General features: G+C 70.5%; 15 protein-coding genes. 10 read left to right on the top strand and 5 right to left on the bottom strand.

Going from position 1 to position 17,941, the window contains the following annotated elements; all coding sequences use genetic code 11:
- The first annotated feature begins 52 nt into the window (after positions 1–52).
- From VMN58_01240 to VMN58_01210, 7 genes are all read left to right on the top strand, one after another.
- Positions 53–451, top strand: coding sequence for a nuclear transport factor 2 family protein (locus VMN58_01240; GenBank protein HUF31813.1), 399 nt, complete (start codon positions 53–55; stop codon positions 449–451).
- Between the two features lie 117 nt (positions 452–568).
- The gene (locus VMN58_01235) at positions 569–2,149 is read left to right on the top strand and encodes an ABC transporter substrate-binding protein (protein ID HUF31812.1); all 1,581 of its coding nucleotides are present in this window, start codon (positions 569–571) and stop codon (positions 2,147–2,149) included.
- Positions 2,149–3,777 (top strand): ATP-binding cassette domain-containing protein, encoded by a 1,629-nt coding sequence (locus VMN58_01230; protein ID HUF31811.1) that lies wholly within the window; start codon positions 2,149–2,151, stop codon positions 3,775–3,777. The genes VMN58_01235 and VMN58_01230 overlap by 1 nt, the downstream gene beginning before the upstream one ends.
- Positions 3,777–5,840, top strand: coding sequence for an ABC transporter permease (locus tag VMN58_01225; protein HUF31810.1), 2,064 nt, complete (start codon positions 3,777–3,779; stop codon positions 5,838–5,840). Before VMN58_01230 ends, VMN58_01225 begins: the two co-directional genes overlap by 1 nt.
- Complete coding sequence (locus VMN58_01220; protein HUF31809.1) at positions 5,837–6,505, top strand: ABC transporter ATP-binding protein; 669 nt, start codon at positions 5,837–5,839, stop codon at positions 6,503–6,505. The genes VMN58_01225 and VMN58_01220 overlap by 4 nt, the downstream gene beginning before the upstream one ends.
- Positions 6,502–7,212, top strand: coding sequence for an ABC transporter permease subunit (locus VMN58_01215; GenBank protein HUF31808.1), 711 nt, complete (start codon positions 6,502–6,504; stop codon positions 7,210–7,212). The genes VMN58_01220 and VMN58_01215 overlap by 4 nt, the downstream gene beginning before the upstream one ends.
- On the top strand, positions 7,209–8,537 hold the full coding sequence (locus VMN58_01210) for a GldG family protein (GenBank protein ID HUF31807.1): 1,329 nt from the start codon (positions 7,209–7,211) through the stop codon (positions 8,535–8,537). Before VMN58_01215 ends, VMN58_01210 begins: the two co-directional genes overlap by 4 nt.
- 13 nt (positions 8,538–8,550) lie before the next feature.
- Here VMN58_01210 and VMN58_01205 read toward each other — a convergent pair whose 3' ends face one another.
- Entirely contained in the window at positions 8,551–10,755 is a 2,205-nt protein-coding gene (locus tag VMN58_01205) for an EAL domain-containing protein (protein ID HUF31806.1), read from the bottom strand.
- 167 nt (positions 10,756–10,922) lie between these two features.
- Between VMN58_01205 and VMN58_01200 the strand changes: the two genes are divergently transcribed.
- A complete protein-coding gene (locus VMN58_01200; GenBank protein HUF31805.1) occupies positions 10,923–12,242 on the top strand; it encodes a DUF2254 domain-containing protein in 1,320 nt (439 codons plus the stop codon).
- Between the two features lie 16 nt (positions 12,243–12,258).
- Here VMN58_01200 and VMN58_01195 read toward each other — a convergent pair whose 3' ends face one another.
- The gene (locus VMN58_01195) at positions 12,259–13,155 is read right to left on the bottom strand and encodes an SDR family NAD(P)-dependent oxidoreductase (protein HUF31804.1); all 897 of its coding nucleotides are present in this window, start codon (positions 13,153–13,155) and stop codon (positions 12,259–12,261) included.
- A gap of 50 nt (positions 13,156–13,205) precedes the next feature.
- The gene (locus VMN58_01190; protein ID HUF31803.1) at positions 13,206–14,825 is read right to left on the bottom strand and encodes an acyl-CoA synthetase; all 1,620 of its coding nucleotides are present in this window, start codon (positions 14,823–14,825) and stop codon (positions 13,206–13,208) included.
- Between the two features lie 112 nt (positions 14,826–14,937).
- On the opposite strand from VMN58_01190, the gene VMN58_01185 reads away from it, so the two are divergent.
- Positions 14,938–16,104, top strand: coding sequence for an acyl-CoA dehydrogenase family protein (locus VMN58_01185; protein HUF31802.1), 1,167 nt, complete (start codon positions 14,938–14,940; stop codon positions 16,102–16,104).
- A 71-nt stretch (positions 16,105–16,175) separates the two neighbouring features.
- The gene (locus tag VMN58_01180) at positions 16,176–16,682 is read left to right on the top strand and encodes a CHRD domain-containing protein (protein HUF31801.1); all 507 of its coding nucleotides are present in this window, start codon (positions 16,176–16,178) and stop codon (positions 16,680–16,682) included.
- A gap of 33 nt (positions 16,683–16,715) precedes the next feature.
- Here the strand turns inward: VMN58_01180 and VMN58_01175 are convergent, their stop codons facing one another.
- Together VMN58_01175 and VMN58_01170 are read right to left on the bottom strand one after the other, a co-directional pair.
- Positions 16,716–17,651 (bottom strand): hypothetical protein, encoded by a 936-nt coding sequence (locus VMN58_01175; GenBank protein HUF31800.1) that lies wholly within the window; start codon positions 17,649–17,651, stop codon positions 16,716–16,718.
- Between the two features lie 46 nt (positions 17,652–17,697).
- On the bottom strand, positions 17,698–17,941 hold a 244-nt coding region (locus VMN58_01170; protein HUF31799.1), incomplete at its 5' end, for a dodecin family protein.

Here is a 17,941-nt window from a genome sequence, read left to right as displayed (position 1 = left end):
CGCCATCCTGGCACCTCCCCGGGCCCGTCGGTCACGTCGGTAGGGTGCGGGCATCAGCGACCACGACGCCGTCCTCACCGCCAACCGGTCCTTCTACGAGGCATTCGAGGCGGCCGACCTCGACGCAATGTCCGAGGTCTGGGAGCACTCCGAGCGCTCGACCTGCACCCACCCTGGGTGGGTCACCCTCCGAGGGTGGTCGTCGATCTCGGCGTCGTTCTTCGCACTGTTCCAGGGCGGGCGGGGCATGCAGTTCATCCTCACCGGGGAGCAGGTGGAGCAGACCGGCGACGTGGCCTGGGTGTCGCTCGACGAGAACCTCCTCGACGCTCGCGTCGGTGGCACCATGGCTGCCCTCAACCTCTTCGTGCGAGACGAGGAGAGGTGGCGGATGGTCGTCCACCATGCCTCGCCGGTGGCGGCCTCGGCGGCAGACGCCGGCACGGAGTAACGTCCGGTCGCGGCGTGACGCCTGTCACTGCCGGCAGGAGGCTGGCGTCACGACGTCGAAGTGGTCGGGTAGTCGGATGACTTGTCCGTTTTGCAGACCAGATCGATTGGGGTCACGGTGAGCAGCATCCTCGAACAGGCACGCACCCTGCGGGGCCAACAGGGTGCCCGCACGGCACTGGCGCTCGGAGTGGCGTCGGTGTGGCTGGTGCTCCTCGGCGTGGTGGGGGTCATCGCCGTCTCCGGTGACGACGACGGCACCACCGTCGACGCCGGCGACCTGGTGGCAGGACCCCGCTCGGGCACCGACGACGACCCGGATGCGCCCGGCACCGTCCCGGGACTGGGAGAAGTGGGCGACGACGACGGCGATCCCACCGGACCGGGCGACCCTGACGCCCCAGCGCCGGGGAGCGCACCTGCGCCCGAGCTCGGCGGCGGCACCGGCGGCACCGGTGGCACCGGCGGCACTGGTGGCACGGGCGGCGGCGGTGGCACGGGCGGCGGCGGGTCTGCCCCCGCACCCCAGCCCCAGTCGGCGGGCGACCGCACCGGGGTGAGCGACTCCGAGATCAAGGTCGGCGTCCACGCTCCGATCACCTTCAGCGGCGTGCCGCTTGGCCTCGCCGACGACCCCATCAAGGGCGTCAGGACCTACGCCAAGTTCATCAACGACAACGGCGGCATCCACGGCCGCAAGATCGTCCTCGACATCCAGGACGACCGCTTCGAATCCGAGGGCGCCCGCAACGCCGCCCAGACCCTGATCAACGACAACAAGAACTTCATGGTGAGCGGGACCCTCGGCATCGACCAGGTCGCCATCGTGGCGGCCGAGGCGGCCAAGCGCGGTGTCCCTTACACCGCAGCCGGCGGCAACGAGAACAACCCCATCCCGGGCATGTACCAGCTCGCCGCCAACTACACCACCCACGCGCTCCAGCTGGCCGACTTCATGGCCAAGGACGACAAGTACAAGGACCTGCGGGTCGGCATCCTCGTGTCCGACTCGCAGTTCATCAAGCCCGTCGCCGCCGACTTCAAGCGCCGGCTGGAGGCAAACGGCATGGTGGTGTCGACCACCGTTGCGAACCAGAAGCCTGCTGAGAACCCCGACTACAACGGCTACATCCTGGAGTTCCGGAGCAGCGACACCGAGGTGGTGGTCCCCCTCACCGACCCCCTCACGACCCAGCAGATCGTGCAGCGCTGCGCCGCCGGGGCGGCATGCGGGTGGACGTACTCGTTCTCCAACTTCGCCCACGACAGCGACACGGCGGCGGCCCTCATGACGCCGAAGTGGGCGCAGGATGGGGTCCGGGGGCTGTCGAGCGGCTGCTACTACATGGCACCCGAGGTCGAGGGACCGAACTGCGGGAGGATGAAGACCGCTCGTGAGCAGTGGATCGCCGCCCACGGCGAGAAGGACTGGGTCGATAACGGCAGCGGCGGGGCGTCGGGCTACCAGATCGTCTCGTTCATCAAGGGCGCCCTCACCGCTCCCGGCTCGGACCTCACGAGGGAGCGGTTCTGGGGAGCCTGGAACTCCTACAGCGGCTACGACGACCTCGTCAGCGGTCCCATCACCTTCGTTGGATCCACGAACACCATGAAAGGGGCCAACCAGATGACCGTGCTCGAGGTGCAGTCCAACAACAAGTTCAAGATGATCACGCCCGGCCTGGTGGACGGCTTCTGATGGTGGCGCGGAAGAAGGCGACGCCGGTCCCGCCTCCTCCTGAACCCCGCTCCGATGCTCCGGCGATCCTTCGATGCGACGGCATCACCGTCCGCTTCGGCGGCCTCGCGGCACTCGATGGCGTCGACCTCGAGGTCCGCGAGGGTGAGATCGTCGGGCTCATCGGCCCCAACGGCGCAGGCAAGACGACGCTCATGGAGTGCATCTCGGGCTTCCAGCGGGTCACGCAGGGCACCGTCCGCTACCGCGACGAGGACCTCCTCGCTCGGCCCCCCGGCACGCGGGCCGACCTGGGCATCGGGCGAACGCTCCAGAACGTCCGGCTCTTCCCGTACCTCACCGTCGTCGACAACGTGCGCGTGGCCCTTCACCGTCACCACCGCGTCGGCACCATGTCCCAGGCGTTCCGACTGCCGTCGGCGCGCGACGAGGAGCGCACCGTCCTCGAGAAGGCCCAGGGCATCGTCGAGCTGGTGGGCATGCAGGCATTCGCCGAGAAGTTCGCCTCCGAGCTCAGCTACGGCACGCTCCGACTGCTGGAGCTGGCCTGCATGCTCGCGCTGGAGCCGACCTTCCTCCTGCTCGACGAGCCCGCGTCCGGCATCAGCCAGAAGGAGACGGAGGCGCTCGGACCCTTGCTCCTCGACATCAAGCGCACGATGGGCGCCACGATCTTGATGATCGAGCACGACATGCCGCTGGTGATGGGCCTCGCCGACTGGATCTACTGCCTCGATGCGGGTCAGAACCTCAGCGAGGGTCGGCCCGCGACCGTGCAGGCCGACTCGGCGGTGCTCGAGGCATATCTCGGCACTCCCACCGAGCAGCAGCGCACGGCTGCACCGACGATCCGAGAGGTCGACGAGGAGGCGGAGGTGCTCCTCGAGATCGAGGGCCTCGACGTCTTCTACGACAAGGTGCAGGTGCTCTACGGCGTCGATATCCAGGTGCGCCGAGGCGAGCGCGTTGCCCTGCTCGGCACCAACGGCGCCGGCAAGTCGACCGTCCTCAAGGCGGCCTCCGGCCTCGTGTCGCCGACCGCAGGCACGATCCGGTGGAAGGGCGAGGACATCAGCACCATCCCCGCGGAGCAGCTCGTGCGGCGGGGGCTCGGCCATGTGCCGGGCGGCCGGGGTCTGTTCCCCACGCTCACCGTCGCCGAGAACCTCCGCATGGGGGGCTACATCTACCCGAACGAGAAGCAGATCGACGCCGAGGTCGAGCGCGTCACCTCCTACTTCCCGTGGATCGCCGACCGCGCCGGCCAGCCCGCCGGCACCCTCTCGGGCGGCGAGCAGCAACAGCTCGCCACAGCCCGGGCGCTCATGACGCGCCCGGAGCTCCTGATGATCGACGAGCTCTCCCTCGGCCTGGCGCCGCTCGTGATCGAGCGGCTGATGGAGACGGTGCAGCGCATGGTCGAGGACGAGGGGCTGACCGTGGTCATCGTCGAGCAGCAGGCCAGCTTCGCCCTCGGCTACACCGACCGGGCCTACTTCATGGAGAAGGGCGAGGTCCGCTACGACGGCCCGTCGGCGGGGCTCAGCGAGCGCGGCGACCTTCTGCGATCCGTCTTCCTCGCCGGCGCCACCGCCGGGTTCGCCGACGCAGCCGCAGGAGGCGCGTAGTGGAGCAGCTCTTCTCGTACATCGTCCTCGGCCTCAGCCGCGGGCTCATCTACGGCATCCTCGCCCTCGGCCTCGTGCTCATCTACAAGGGCACGCGCGTCCTCAACCTCGCCCAGCCGTTCTTCGGCCTCCTCGGTGCCTTTGTGACGTGGTGGTTCACGGCGCGGGCGGCCTTCCTGCCCTTCGAGGAGTCCACCCGCCCGCGGTTCGTGGTGGCATTCCTCCTCACCCTGGTGCTGGTGGGGCTCAACGGGTGGGCGCTCGAGCGGGCCCTGTTCCGCCGGCTCCGGCGTGCCCCCCGCTTGGTGACCTTGGTGGCCACCCTGGCCATTGGGCAGGGTGTGGTCGGCATCGTGCTCATCCTCTTCGAGCGGAACCAGGAGCAGGCCGAGACGCTGCGCATCATCCCCACCGTCGTGCGGTCGTTCATCGGGCTGGGCGACGTCAACGTCACCGGGGGCGACATCCAGGTGCTCGTCCTCGTCCCGCTCATCGGTGCCGCGCTGGCCGTGTTCTTCAAGGTCAGCCGGTTCGGCGTCGCCATCAGGGCCGCCGCCGAGAACGGTGAGTCGGCTCGGCTGCTCGGCATCTCGGTCGACCGGGTGGCGGGCTTCACGTGGGTCGTCGGCCTCGTCCTCGCCGCGGTGGCGGGGGTGCTGCTCGCCGCGAACCAGGGCTCGCTCGCCACCACCACCCTGTCGACCGGCTTCTTGGTGCGCGCCCTGGCGGCAGCCCTGATCGGCGGGCTCACGAGCCTGCCGGGGGCCCTTGTCGGCGGTCTTGTGGTCGGCATCGGCGAGGCGGTGATCTCCGGCTACTTCAGGTCGACCATCGGCGCCGCCGACGCCGTCTTCTTCGTCGCCGTGGTGGCCATGTTGGCCCTGCGACCCCAGGGGATCTTCGGCCAGCGGGAGGAGACGGAGGACAAGGTGGCCTTCGTGCCGACCATGCGCGACCTCCCTGCGCGGCTCCGCGAGTCGCCCTTCGCCGCTGCCATCGGGTGGACCGGCATCGCCACCATGACGGCCTTCGCCGTCGCCGTGAGCATGGTCACCGGCTCGGCCACCAACGACACCCTCGTCATGGTCGTGATCACGGCCATGGTCGGCGTGAGCCTCACCGTGCTGATGGGCTACACCGGCCAGATCTCACTCGGACACTGGGCCCTCGTCGGCGTGGGCGCCTACGCCGCAGCCAACCTCTTCACGCGGTTCCACGTGCCGTTCCTGCTCACGGTGCCCCTCGTCATCGTCATCGGCATGGCGGTGAGCCTCGTGATCGGGCTTCCCGCGCTTCGCATCAAGGGGCTCTACCTCGCGGTGGTGACCCTCACGTTCAGCTACGCCGCCGAGCTGTTCCTCTTCAAGAGTGAGCTGGTGGGCGGCGCGCAGACCGGCCGGCCCATGGAGGCGCCGAAGCTGGGCCCGTTCGACCTTGACGACCCGAGCAACCGTCCGCTCTTCTTCTTCGGCCTGGTCCTCCTGCTGGCCAGCATGTGGGTTGTCCGCAACCTGGCCACGTCGCAGACCGGTCGGAGCTTCTACGCCCTGCGCGAGAACGAGAAGGCTGCGGCGACGCTCGGCGTGTCGCTCGTGCGCGCCCGCCTGCTGGCGTTCGCCGTGTCGGGCGGCATCGCCTCCCTGGCCGGCCTGGTGTTCGCCGTGCGGGTCGGCAACGTCAACGCCACCGACTTCCCCACGGAGATCTCCCTGGTCTTGGTCCTCATGGTGATGATCGGCGGCCTCGGTGCGATCCAGGGGTCGTTCCTCGGCGCCTTCGTGGTGTTCGGGCTGCCGTTCCTGCTCCACTTCGACAACCGCTGGATCGTGCCGATCGGCACGGGGATCCTCGCCATCGAGGTGATCGTGCGCACCCGCGGCGGGCTGGCGGGCATCGTCCAAGGCGTGCGCCACAAGATCGTTGCCGCGCTCACCGACCTGGCGGATGGCCCGGGCGAGGGGTCACCTCCGGAGGACGACACCCCGCCTCCGTCGGCCGCCACGATCGGCACCGTCGACCTTCGCGCCGCGGAGGGGGAGCCGGCGGTAACCTCGGCTCGGTGATCGCCGCCGAGGGCCTCACCCGCAGCTTCGCCGGGCGCGAGGTCGTCCGCGACGTCACCTTCTCGGTGGGCCCGGGCGAGGTGGTGGGGTTCCTCGGGCCCAACGGTGCCGGCAAGACCACGACCATGCGGATGCTGCTCGGCCTGCTCGAGCCGGCGGCGGGACGGTCCGACGTCACCCGCCCCGTGGGCTACCTGCCGGAGGCCTTCACCGCCTACGACACGATGAGCGTGCGGGGCTACCTGCGGTTCTGCTGCCGCACCAAGCGGCTGGAGACCGACGCGGTCGAGCCCGCCATGGACGAGGCGCGGGTAGCTGACCTCGCCACCAGGCCCATCGGTCGGTTGAGCAAGGGCCAGCGTCAGCGCGTGGGCCTGGCGCAGGCGGTGCTCGGGCGGCCTCCGTCGGTCATCCTCGACGAGCCCACCATCGGCCTCGACCCGGGGCAGGTCGTGTCCGCCCGGAGCCTCGTGCGCTCCCTCGCCGACGACGGCGCGGCGGTCCTCGTGTCGACCCACCTGCTGGCCGAGGCGGCGGCGATGTGCGACCGCGTGGTGGTCATCGCCGCCGGCCGCGTGGTGGCCGAGGAGCGACCGGGTGAGGCGGGCGACCTCGAGGCACGCTTCCTCCGCCTCGTGGCCGAGGCCGAGCTGTCGGCGCCGTGACCGGCACCATCTTGCGAAAGGACCTCGCGACCCTGTGGGCGTCGCCGCTGCCGTACCTGACGGGGGCCGCCTTCCATGCCGTGCTCGCCGTGCTGGTCGTCGACCAGCTCCAGGGTCGCGGTCAGGCGGTGGTCCAGCCGCTGTTCCCCATCGCCGGGTTCCTCCTGCTGCTGGTGGTGCCGCTGCTCACCATGCGCGCCTTCGCCGAGGAGGCGCGCTCCGGCACCCTCGACCTCCTCCTCGTCGCACCGGTACCCGGCTCCGCGCTGGCAGCGGGGAAGTGGCTGGCGGCGTGGCTCTCGACCTTGGTCGTGGTGGCACCGGCGGCCACCTACGTCGTCCTCATCGCCCTGTGGGGTGAGCCCGACCTGGGCCCGGCCGTCGCCGGCTTCGTGGGCCTGGCGCTGCTCGCCGCCGCGGTGGCGGGCATCGGGGTCCTGGCGTCGGCGCTGACCACCTCGCAGCCCGTCGCCGCCATGGTGACGGTCTTCGGTGTCCTCGTCCTGTGGTTCGCCGACCGTGGCGACGCCGCGCTGTCGGCCGGGTCGACCCTTGCGCGGGTGTCGCTCAGCGAGCGGTTCCGGCTCTTTGCCGGGGGTGCCATCGGCGCGGCCGACGCTGCATGGTTCCTCGCCGTCGGGGTGGGGGCTGTGGTGCTGGCCGCCGCCGCTGTCGGGATGCGGCGCTCGCCGGGCTCCGGCCGGTGATCCGCCGGTTCCTCGCCACCGCCGTCGCCCTCGTCGCGGTGGTGGCCCTCACCCTCCTGGCCGGCGCCGTGGGCGGGACCGTCGACCTCACGGCGGAGCGGACCAACTCCCTCACCGCTCAGACCGGGCAGGTCCTCGACGCCCTCGACCGTCAGGTGCGCATCACGGCGTTCGTCCGGCGCAACGAGCCCGGCCGGGTGGAGGCGGTCACCCGGCTCCAGCGCTACGGGGCGAGGAGCCCGCACGTGGAGGGCCGGGTGCTCGACCCGGACGAGGCTCCCGGCGAGCGGCAGCGCCTCGGTGTCGACCCGTTCCTCGGTGGCGTCGCCATCGAGCTGGGGGACCGCGTGGAGGTCGTCCCCACCGCCGGTGAGCAGGACCTCACCTCGGGCATCGCCCGCCTCGTGCGCGGACGGGAGGTGCGGGTGTGCGTCACCGCCGGCCACGGCGAGCCCGGGATGAGGGCGACCCTGGGCGGCCCGGCCCTGGGTCGCGCCGCCGGGCTCCTCGAGGCCGAGGGGTACACCGTGGCCACGATCGACCTGCTCGCCGACCCGGAGGTGCCCGAGGAGTGCACCGTTGTGGTGCTGGCCAGCCCCACCGAGCCGCTCGGCGATGCCCTCGACGCCCTGGTGACCTGGGTCGATGCTGACGGTCGGCTCCTCGTGCTGCTCGACCCGCTCTCGGGGCTCGAGCTCTCACCGCTCCTGGCGCCCTATGGGCTGGGGATCGAACGGGGGATCGTGTTCGAGGGGGACCCGGAGGCGGTCCTCGGTGGCGATGTCACCGCCCCGATCGTTCGCAGCTACTCGGGCTCGCACCCGATCCCGCGCCGCCTGCCGCCCACCTACCTCCCTGGTGTCCAGGAGGTCGTGGTCGACGATGAGGATGGCGCCGAGGGCCTCACCGTGACGGGCCTCGCCGAGACCTCGCCCCTCTCGTACCTTGAGCGGGAACCGCTCGCCGCCGAGTTCGACCCCGCCACCGACCGACCCGGCCCGGTGACGGTGGCGGCAGCTGCCGACCGCTCCCGCAACGTGGCGGGCGACGTGCGTCGGAGCCGGATCGTGGTCGTGGGTGACATCGACTTCGCCACCGATGCCTTCGTCGAGCAGGCGGCCAACGGCAGCCTCCTCAGCAGGTCGGTCGGTTGGCTCGCCGAGGACGAGGAGCTGGTGGCACTGTCGGCGAACCTGCCGGTGGACCGCCCCCTCGGCCTCACCGACGCCCGCGTGGCATCAGCCCGCTTCCTGGGACTCGTGGTCATCCCGGGCGTCTTCCTCCTCGTCGGAGGCATGGTCTGGGCGCTGCGTCGGCCGCGCTGAGCGCAGGGTCAGTTCAGCGCCGACGGGCGCTGCCCGCGGGGTCGGCGCCGGGCCAGTGTGCCGCGCCGCGCCGTGACCGCAGCAGGGCGGTGGCAGTGGCCTCGTCGACAGGGCGGCCCAGGAGGTACCCCTGGAGGCGGTCGCACCCGAGGCGGCGGAGCATCTCCCGTTGGTCCGTCGTCTCGACCCCCTCCGCCACCACCAGCAGGCCAAAGCTGCGTGCCAGCACGATCGTCGCCTCGATCACCGGTGACCGGTCGGCCGTGGTGTCGATCGGGGTGAGGAAGCACTGGTCGATCTTCACGACGTCGACCGGGAGGCGGTCGAGGTAGCTGAGCGAGCTGTAGCCGGTCCCGAAGTCGTCGATGGCCAGCTCGACGCCGACCGCCTTCAACCGCCCGAGGGCCGTCGGGGCGGCTGCGTCGACCACCAAGCTCTCGGTGATCTCGAGCCGGAGCCGGTGTGGCGGGAGGCCGGCGTCGGCGAGGACCCGCGCCACCAGGCTGGGGAAGGTGGGGTCGGACAGCTGGCGCGCCGAGACGTTGACGCCCACCACGGGAGCGTGCTCACCGTGCTCCGCTCGCCACCTCGACGCGGTGGCGCACGCCTGGACGAGCACGGAGGCGCCGAGGGGGCCGATGAGCCCGCTCTCCTCGGCGACGTCGATGAAGTCGTTGGGCATCACCAACCCCCGCTCGGGGTGCTCCCACCGCACCAGCGCCTCCATCCCGACGAGACGGTCACCCACCGCGTCGAACTCGGGCTGGTAGTGGACCACCAACTCCTGGCGGTCGAGGGCCATCCGGAGCTCGGTCTCGACGTCGAGGCGACGTTGCACGCGCCGCTCGAGCTCGTCACCGAAGACCTCGAAGCGGTCCTTGCCCAGCTCCTTGGCCCGGTACATGGCGAGGTCGGCGTGGCGCAGGGCAACGGCCGGCTCGGTGACCCCTGGTGTGGTCGTCGCCACACCGATGCTTGCGGTCAGGACGATGCGTCGACCGTCGAGCTCGATGGGCTCCCGGAGGGCGGTGACGATCCGCTGGGCCAGCCCCGAGGCCTGGGTCGGATCGTCGCCCGCCACGAGGATGGTGAACTCATCACCTCCCAGGCGGGCGACGTGCTCGGAGGCGCCCACGATGCGGCGGAGTCGCTCCGAGACAGCGATCAGGAACGAGTCGCCGACGGCGTGGCCGAGAGAGTCGTTGACGACCTTGAAGCCGTCGAGGTCGAGGAACAGCACCGTCACCGCGTTGGCGTCGTCGGCGAGCGCCCGCTCCAGCTGGCGGAGGAAGGCGGAACGGCTGGCCAACCCGGTGAGGAAGTCGTGGTCGACGAGGTGGGCAAGCTCCTGCTCGGCGCGGATCCGCTCGGTGACGTCGCGCCCGTTGACCACCACGCCGGCGACGTGTGGGTCGTGGCGCAGGTCGCTGACGGTCCCCTCCATCCACCGCCACCCGTCGAACCCCCGGACCCGGTAGAGCGACGGGCGGTCGAGGATGGCACCGTCGAGGGCGCTCTGGAACCACGCCGATGCGTCCGCAAGGTCGTCGGGGTGAAGCAGTGCCGGGGCGCCGTCCCGGATGAGATCGGCTGCGGTCGTCCCGAGCACCCGCTCGACTGCCGGGCTGACATAGGTGATCTGGCCGTCGCCGTCGAAGACGAACACCACGTCGGCGGCGTGGCGGACGAGGGCGGCGTAGCGGGCCTCCGAGGCAGCGGTCGCGGCTTCCGCCCGTCGGAGGCGCGACGCCACCCAGGCCGACGCTTCGCCGAGGATCACGCAGGTCGGCAGGATGTAGACGAGGGCCGCCACCGCTTGCGGATCGTCGGTGCGGCCGATCAGGGGCACCAGGTAGGCGATCACGAGGAGGGGAGCGCTGAGGAGCGCGACCCCCTGGCGGTGGGCCAGGCCCACCCAGACGAAGGCCGCCATGAAGAAGAGGCTGTAGAGCCACGGGTCGTCAGCGGCGCGGTTGAAGCCGGCGACGACCACCAGCGCCAGGGGGACGAGGGCGAGGGTGGCGCGGTCGGGCCAGCGGTGCCACGGCAGGTACCACACCGTGACGCCCACAGCGACGGCGAAGGTGCCGAGCATGAGGACGAGCGGTCGCTCGGCCCTCGGCCCCATCGGCAGGACGGTGCTGGCGGTGAGCACGAGGCCTCCGCATCCGATCCAGAGGGCAGCGGCCACGCGCGCCAGGGAGCGGCTGTCCAGCACCTCAGCGTCCTCCTGGCCCCATGGCGCACCATCCCTCGCTCGACGAGCGGATCTCGTCAACGCAGTGCCACATCATATTTCGGCAGGATGGTCCTGCCCGTTTAGGCGAAAGGCTACGTCTAGCGTCCCAGAAGAGGCGCTGAACGACCCCCATTAGGCTCGCCCCCGTGATCCTCAAGCTCCGGAAGGCCGGCGACAACTTCCGGGAGAGCCTCTTCTACCTGCCGGGCATCTTCGTCATCGGCGCGGTGGTCCTCGGTGAGACGATGATCCTGGTCGACGCTTCGGTGGACAGCGATCGGCTGCCCCGGTTCCTCCAGTTCAGCGTCGACAACGCCCGTGCGCTGCTCAGCACCGTGGCCGGTGCCACCATCACCGTTGCCGGCACCGTCTTCGCCCTGACCGCCCTGACCGTGCAGCTGGCGTCGAGCCAGTTCTCACCTCGGGTGCTCCGTGGCTTCCTCCGCGACCGGTTCCAGCAGGCCGCCATCGGGTTCATGGTCGGCACCTTCACCTACTCGTTGATCATCCTGCGGGCCGTCCGGGGCGTGGAGGGCGAGGGCAGCGACGTGGTGCCGAACCTGGGCACCCTCCTTGGTCTCGTGCTGGCCATCCTCGCCGTGTTCGCCATCCTCGCCTACGTCAACCGCACGGTGCACTCCCTCCAGGCAACCTCGCTCATCCGGCGGGTGACCGACGAGACCACATCGTTGATCGCCCGTCGGTTCCCTGAGCTGGGGGAGGGGCGCTCCGGTGCGGTGGAGCCCCCCGAGCCGGTGGGCGACGGCCTCGTGGTTCGGGCGCTGCGCACCGGGTGGCTCCAGCAGGTGGGCGACCAGAGCCTGCTGGATGCGCTCCCGCCCGGAGGCGTGGTGCGGGTCGACCGGAGGGTCGGTTCCTTCGTCCACGTCGGGGCGCGGTTGGCCACGGTCTGGGGCCCGCTGCCCGACGAGGAGGTCGTCGCCCGCGAGGTCCACCGGTCCTTCGTGGTGGGCCGCGAGCGGTCGATGCAGCAAGACGCCGGCTTCGGGATCCAACAGCTGGTCGACATCGCCCTGCGAGCGCTCTCCACCGGGGTCAACGACGTCACCACCGCCTACGAGTGCATCGTGCACCTCGGGTCGATCCTCCACGAGATCCTCCACCGCGACCTCCCGCCGTCGATCCTGGAGGGCGACCAGGGCCGTCGTGGACTGTGCCCCCACGATCACGACCACGCCGGCTACGTGGGCGAGGCGTTCGACCAGATTCGCGTGAGCGCGGCGTCGTTGCCGCACCTGTCGGCGGCGCTGATCAACGTCGCCGGCCAGCTCATCGCCGAGCTGGAGGCTGCGGGCCTGGCCGAGCGCACACCGCCCCTGCGCCAGTTGATCGAGCGCTGCGTGGCCGGTGTCGTGACCCACGAGCCGCTGCCCTCCGACCTCGAGGTGGTCGAGCGGGCGGCGGCGGCCGCGGGGGTGGCCGTGGACGACGTCCCGGAGGCGTGACCGCCCCGGCCGTCGCTCAGGAGAAGTGCTTGAGCAGCTGGGTGAACTCGTCGCCGGGGCCCGAGGGGACGGTGTAGCCGTCCTCGGAGCGGATCTGCTCGAAGTTGTCGCGGACGTCCTCGAGCGACAGGTCGGCGTTGTAGTAGCCCTCGGTCATGCCGATGAAGAACCGTGCGATGCGGCCGCCGGCAGCGGAGTAGATCTCGCCGCTCACGGGGCAGTCCTCGTGCACGAGCCACGCCACGATGGGCGACACCAGCTTGGGGTCGAGCTTGTCGGCGAGCGGGCCGAGGAGCTCCTCGGTCATGCGGGTGCGGGCCACCGGTGCCAGGGCGTTGACCTTGATGTTGTACTTGCCGCCCTCGGCGGCGAGCACGCGGGTGAGGCCGACGAGGCCCATCTTGGCGGCGCCGTAGTTGGCCTGGCCGAAGTTGCCGAGGATGCCCGAGTTCGAGGAGGTGTTGACGATGCGGCCGTAGCCCTGCTCGCGCATCTTGATCCAGGCGGGCTTGGTGACGTTGAACGCCCCCTTGAGGTGCACGTCGATCACGGGGTCGACGAACTCGGGCGTCATGTTGTGGAAGGTCTTGTCGCGCAGGATGCCGGCGTTGTTGATCACGATGTCGACCCGGCCGTAGGCGTCGAGGGCGGTCTGCACGATCGCCTCACCGCCCTCGGGCGTGGCCACGCTGTTGGTGTCGGCCACGGCGACGCCGCCGAGGTCCTCCAGCTCCTTGGCCGTGGTGTGGGCCGGGCCCTCGTTGCCGCCGCCCTCTCCGCTGACCGAGCCGCCGAGGTCGTTCACCACGACCTGAGCGCCCCGAGAGGCGAGCAGGAGGGCGTGCTCGCGCCCGAGCCCGCCGCCTGCTCCGGTGATGATCGCAACCTTGCCGTCGTACCCGAGATCTGCCATGGCCGGACGCTACGCGCCCTCCTCCGGGCGAGGCGAAACGGGCCTGGCCCCTACGAGCGGACGGCGATGCGCTCGGCTGCGAGCTGCTTGAGGCGCTTGTAGTCGACCTTGGCGTTGGGGGCCCGGCCGATCGTCTCCACGACGATGACGTGCTTGGGCGCCTTGAACGCGGCGAGGCTGCCCTTGACGTGCTTGATGACGTCGCCCTCGTCGACCTCGGCGCCCGGGTCGAGCTCGACGACGGCGGTGACGGCTTCGCCGAACTTGTCATCGGGCACACCCACGGCCACGGCGTCGCGGACGCCCGGGTAGGTCTTCAGGGCCTCTTCGACCTCCTCGGGGAAGACCTTCTCGCCGCCGGTGTTGATGCACACCGAGCCACGGCCGAGGAGCGTCACCGAGCCGTCGGACTCGACCGTCGCGTAGTCGCCGGGGATGGAGTAGCGGACACCATCGATCTCGGGGAACGTCGCAGCCGACTTCTCGGGGTCCTTGTAGTAGCCCACGGGGACGCGGCCCTTGATGCCGACCCGGCCGATCTCGCCCGAGCCGGGCTCCACCAGGCGGCCGTCGTCGGTGATGACCACGGCGTTCTCGCCCAGGGAGAACTTGGCGGTCTTGGCCGCGTCCTCGCCGGCTGAGAGGTTGGTGCCCATGCCGATGGCCTCCGACGAGCCGAGGGCGTCGATGAGCATCATCCCCGGGTTGTGCTTCAGCAGCCCCTGCTTGGTCGACTCGCTCCACATCACACCGGAGCTGTACATCATGAGCAGGCTGGAGATGTTCCAGCGATCGGGTTCGGCGTCGAGGGCACGGACCATCGGCTTGGCGAACGCGTCGCCCACGATGACCGCGGCGTTGGCCTGCTCCTTCTCGAGCACGTCGAAGAGCTCCTCGGCATCGAAGGAGCGGGAGGGCAGCAGGACGATGGTGCCGCCCCCGGTGAGGATGGCGAAGGAGATGAGCGCGCCGGTGCCGTGCATGAGGGGGCACGCTGGGATAGCGCCGAAGCCGGGGCCCTCCGACTGGCGCTTGGCCTTGACGTCGTCGATGGTGCCATCGGCGTCGTAGGCGCTGGGCGAGGAGGAGTTGAGGAGGTGGAACAGGTCGTCCTGGCGCCACATGACGCCCTTGGGCATGCCAGTGGTGCCGCCGGTGTAGAGCATGTAGAGGTCGTCGCCGGCGCGGCCCCACTCGGGCACGGTGCGCCCGGTCGCCGAGTCGGCGGCGTCCTCGTAGGGGGTGGCCCAGTCGGGGCAGGGGCCGCTGCCGTCGTCGACCCAGAGCCAGAGCCGGACGCGGGGCACGTCGGCGAGGATGCGCTCGATCGTCTCGGTGAACGCGCCGTGGAAGACGACGGCCACGGCGTCGGCGTTGTCCCAGAGGTAGGTGAGCTCGGACTCGGTGTAGCGGTAGTTGGTGTTGACCGGCACGAGCCCGGCCTTCCAGGCGCCGAAGAGCGACTCGAGGTACTCGGGGCAGTTGTGCAGGTACTGGGCGACCTTGTCCTGGCGCTCGACGCCGAGGTCGAGGAGGGCCTTGGCCACCCCGTCGGCCCGACGGTCGAACTCGGCCCAGGTGAGGCGGCGATCGCCCTGGACCTGTGCCGGAGCCTCGGGCTGGGCCTCGGCGACAGCCTCCCAGATCTCTGCGATGTTCCAACCGGGCACAGCGGCACTCCCCCTCGACGACGTGGTGAACGGCCACGAGTGTAGGCACCCCCGGGGTGTGCTCCGTCCAGTCGCTGACGCCCGGGTCAGCCACCGGGGGTAGGTTCCGCGCATGGACTTCGAGCTCCCCGACGATGACGATCCCCGCCGGAAGGCGGTGCGCGCCTGGCTCGAGGCCAATCCCTCCCCGTCGGGTCGTTCCCTCGCGGAGGCCGGGTATGTGGCGCCGCACTGGCCCCGCCCCTTCGGCCTGGGAGCCGACCCGATCCACCAGCTGATCGTCGACGACGAGCTCCGCGCCGCCGGCGTGCGTCGCCCCTCGAACCCGATCGGGATCGGCTGGGCGGGCCCCACGCTCCTCCACGCCGGGACGGAGGAGCAGCAGTCGCGCCACCTCCTGCCCATCCTGAGCGGCGAGGAGATCTGGTGCCAGCTCTTCAGCGAGCCCGGCGCCGGATCGGACCTCGCCGCCCTCTCGACCCGCGCCGTCCGTGACGGTGACACCTGGGTGGTGAGCGGCCAGAAGGTGTGGACCTCCCTCGCCCACCACAGCGCCTACGGCATCCTGATCGCCCGGACCGATCCCGACGCGCCGAAGCACCGGGGCATCAGCTACTTCATCTGCCCCATGGACCTGCCGGGCATCGAGGTGCGCCCCATCATCGAGATGACCGGCGGCCACACCTTCAACGAGGTGTTCCTCGACGACGTTCGGCTCCCAGCCGATGCCATCGTCGGGGAGGAGCACGGAGGCTGGGCGCTGGCCAAGGTGACCCTTGCCAACGAGCGGGTCTCCCTCTCGTCGGGGGGCGCCCTGTGGGGCAACGGGCCGTCGGCCGGCGACCTGCTCGACCTCGTCCGGGCTCGGGGCGGGGTGACCGACCCGGTGATGCGCCAGCGCCTGGCCGATCTGGCCATCGAAGCCGAGGTGCTGCGACTCATCCGGCTGCGGACGGTGAGCGCCGTGGTGAAGGGCCGCTCGCCCGGCCCCGAGGCGTCGATCCGCAAGATGCTGGCCGACGAGCACGGCCAGAAGGTGATGGCCATCGCCAAGGACCTGTGCGGCAGCGCCGGGATGCTGGCGACCGCCGGTCCCCTCGGTGGCAGCGACGACCACGGCTGGCACTACGGCTACCTCTTCGCTCCCGCCCTCACCGTCGGCGGGGGCACCAGCGAGGTGCAGCGCAACATCGTGGCCGAGCGGGTGCTCGGCCTCCCGCACGACCTCGACGTGGAGGCCGGCCGCACCTGGGCCGAGTCCCAGCGCGCCGGGGGCTGAGGGACGCGGACCGCCCGTGGGTGCACTCGGGCACAATGGGGACCACGCCACCAGGAGGTTCCGCCGTGCCAATGCTCCGCCGCTCGTCCCTGTTCGCTCTGCCCGTCGCCGCCGCGCTGCTCCTCGGCGCCTGCGGGGACGACCAGGATCCTGCCCTCACGCCGGGCGACGACACTACGACGACCACCGCCGCCTCCGGCTACGAAGCCGAAGGGGAGGTCGAGCTCTCGGCCGACCTGTCGGGTGACGCCGAAGTGCCCGGACCCGGCGACGATGATGGCTCCGGCGCGGCCGAGGTCACCATCGACCTCGCCAGCGCCGAGATCTGCTTCGAGGTCTCGGTCGACAACATCGACCCGCCCACCGCCGCCCACATCCACGAGGGCACTCCCGACGAGGCCGGACCGATCGTGGTCGAACTCGGTGACCCCAGTGACGACGGTGTGTGGGACGGATGCACCGTCGCCGACGCCGACCTTGCCGCCGACATCGCTGCCAACCCGGCCGGCTACTACGTCAACGTCCACAACGAGCCGTTCCCCGCCGGCGCCGTGCGCGGTCAGCTGCCGGGGTCGTAGGCCTGCTGACCGGGACGGACAGTCATGGCCGGGTCAGCCGGTGAGGAGGCCGATCAGGTGCGTGTTGAAGCGCCCGGCAGGGTCGCTGGGATCGACATCGAATGGCCCCTCGGCGTCAGTTGGGATGGTGATCTCCGCCGACTCCTCGACGTCGTAGATCCGCATGACCATCGTGAGTGTGCTCCCGGCGGCGTCGATGCCCATGTCCATTCGCCGCATCATGCCGTCGGCATCGATCCAGGCATCGACGGTCATGGTCGGCAACGCGCCGAAGCCGAGCCGCTCGATCGCCTCGAGCTGGCTCTCTGAGCTGACCGTGTCCTTGAGCAACCCACTGACGTCGTTGCGCACTCGGTAGTGCGTCGCGTCGATGCCATCGATGGTCTCGTGGCCGACCAGTTCCACGGGGTGTCTCGATGACATGGCGTTGAGCATCGCCAGCGGGTCGGCGCCCCTGAACATCGAGGTGGCTGCGGTATCCACGTCGGGCATCCGGTAGGCGACCCAACCCTCGCCGCCGACCGTAGGGAGGTAGATGATGTCGGTGGACGCCAACATCGAAGTGGTTCGGCCGAGCATCGACAGCTCGATCGCCGAGCGCTGGCCATCGCTGCGCATGTCCATCGACATTCCGAACGACCCCGACAAGCCATCACCCTCGGACTCGATGTCCATCTCCATGGTCATGCGGAAGGGTCGGGATGACTCCGACGTGCCGGGGATCGCAGACCGGAGCCCACCGAGGTCCGTGATCGTCTCGACCGCGGTGGCCCTGTCCTCAGGCGCCTCGACGGCACCGACGGCCAGCACACCAACGGCCACGAGCACCACGATGGCAACCCAGGAACCGAGCATCCAGATGACGTGGTGCGCGCCCGCATCACCGCCCGTCCCGGCTACCGGTTCGAGCTCAATTGCGCCGATGGACGCCTCTCGGCTCGAGTCGCGGCCCTCAGCTGTTGCACCCATGGAGCCACGCTAGACGAGGTGACACCAGCCCTCGTCGCCCTCTGTCTCAGCTCCGCCGGGAGGCGGCCTTCTTCTTTGCCGGAGACTTTGCACTCGGCTCGTACTTGAACGAGACCTTGACCTTGGCGCGGTATGCCGAGATCTTCCCCTTCTCGAGCTGCATGTCGAGCTCGACGACCTCGGCCACCCGAAGATCACGTAGCGACTGCGATGCCGTCGTCACCGCCGCTGCGGCCGCCTTCTCCCATGACTCCGTACTCGTCCCGATGAGCTCGACGACGGTGTACACG

This window comes from Acidimicrobiales bacterium, from assembly GCA_035512495.1.
Classification (GTDB): Bacteria; Actinomycetota; Acidimicrobiia; order Acidimicrobiales; family CADCSY01; genus DATKDW01.
This window is presented reverse-complemented; position numbering and strand designations above follow the sequence as displayed.

Coding starts and splice junctions, on each gene's coding strand:
- VMN58_01230 (HUF31811.1), top strand. CDS start 2,149: ATGGTGGCGCGGAAGAAGGCGACGCCGGTCCCGCCTCCTCCTGAACCC.
- VMN58_01195 (HUF31804.1), bottom strand. CDS start 13,155: ATGGCAGATCTCGGGTACGACGGCAAGGTTGCGATCATCACCGGAGCA.
- VMN58_01185 (HUF31802.1), top strand. CDS start 14,938: ATGGACTTCGAGCTCCCCGACGATGACGATCCCCGCCGGAAGGCGGTG.
- VMN58_01180 (HUF31801.1), top strand. CDS start 16,176: ATGCTCCGCCGCTCGTCCCTGTTCGCTCTGCCCGTCGCCGCCGCGCTG.
- VMN58_01175 (HUF31800.1), bottom strand. CDS start 17,651: ATGGGTGCAACAGCTGAGGGCCGCGACTCGAGCCGAGAGGCGTCCATC.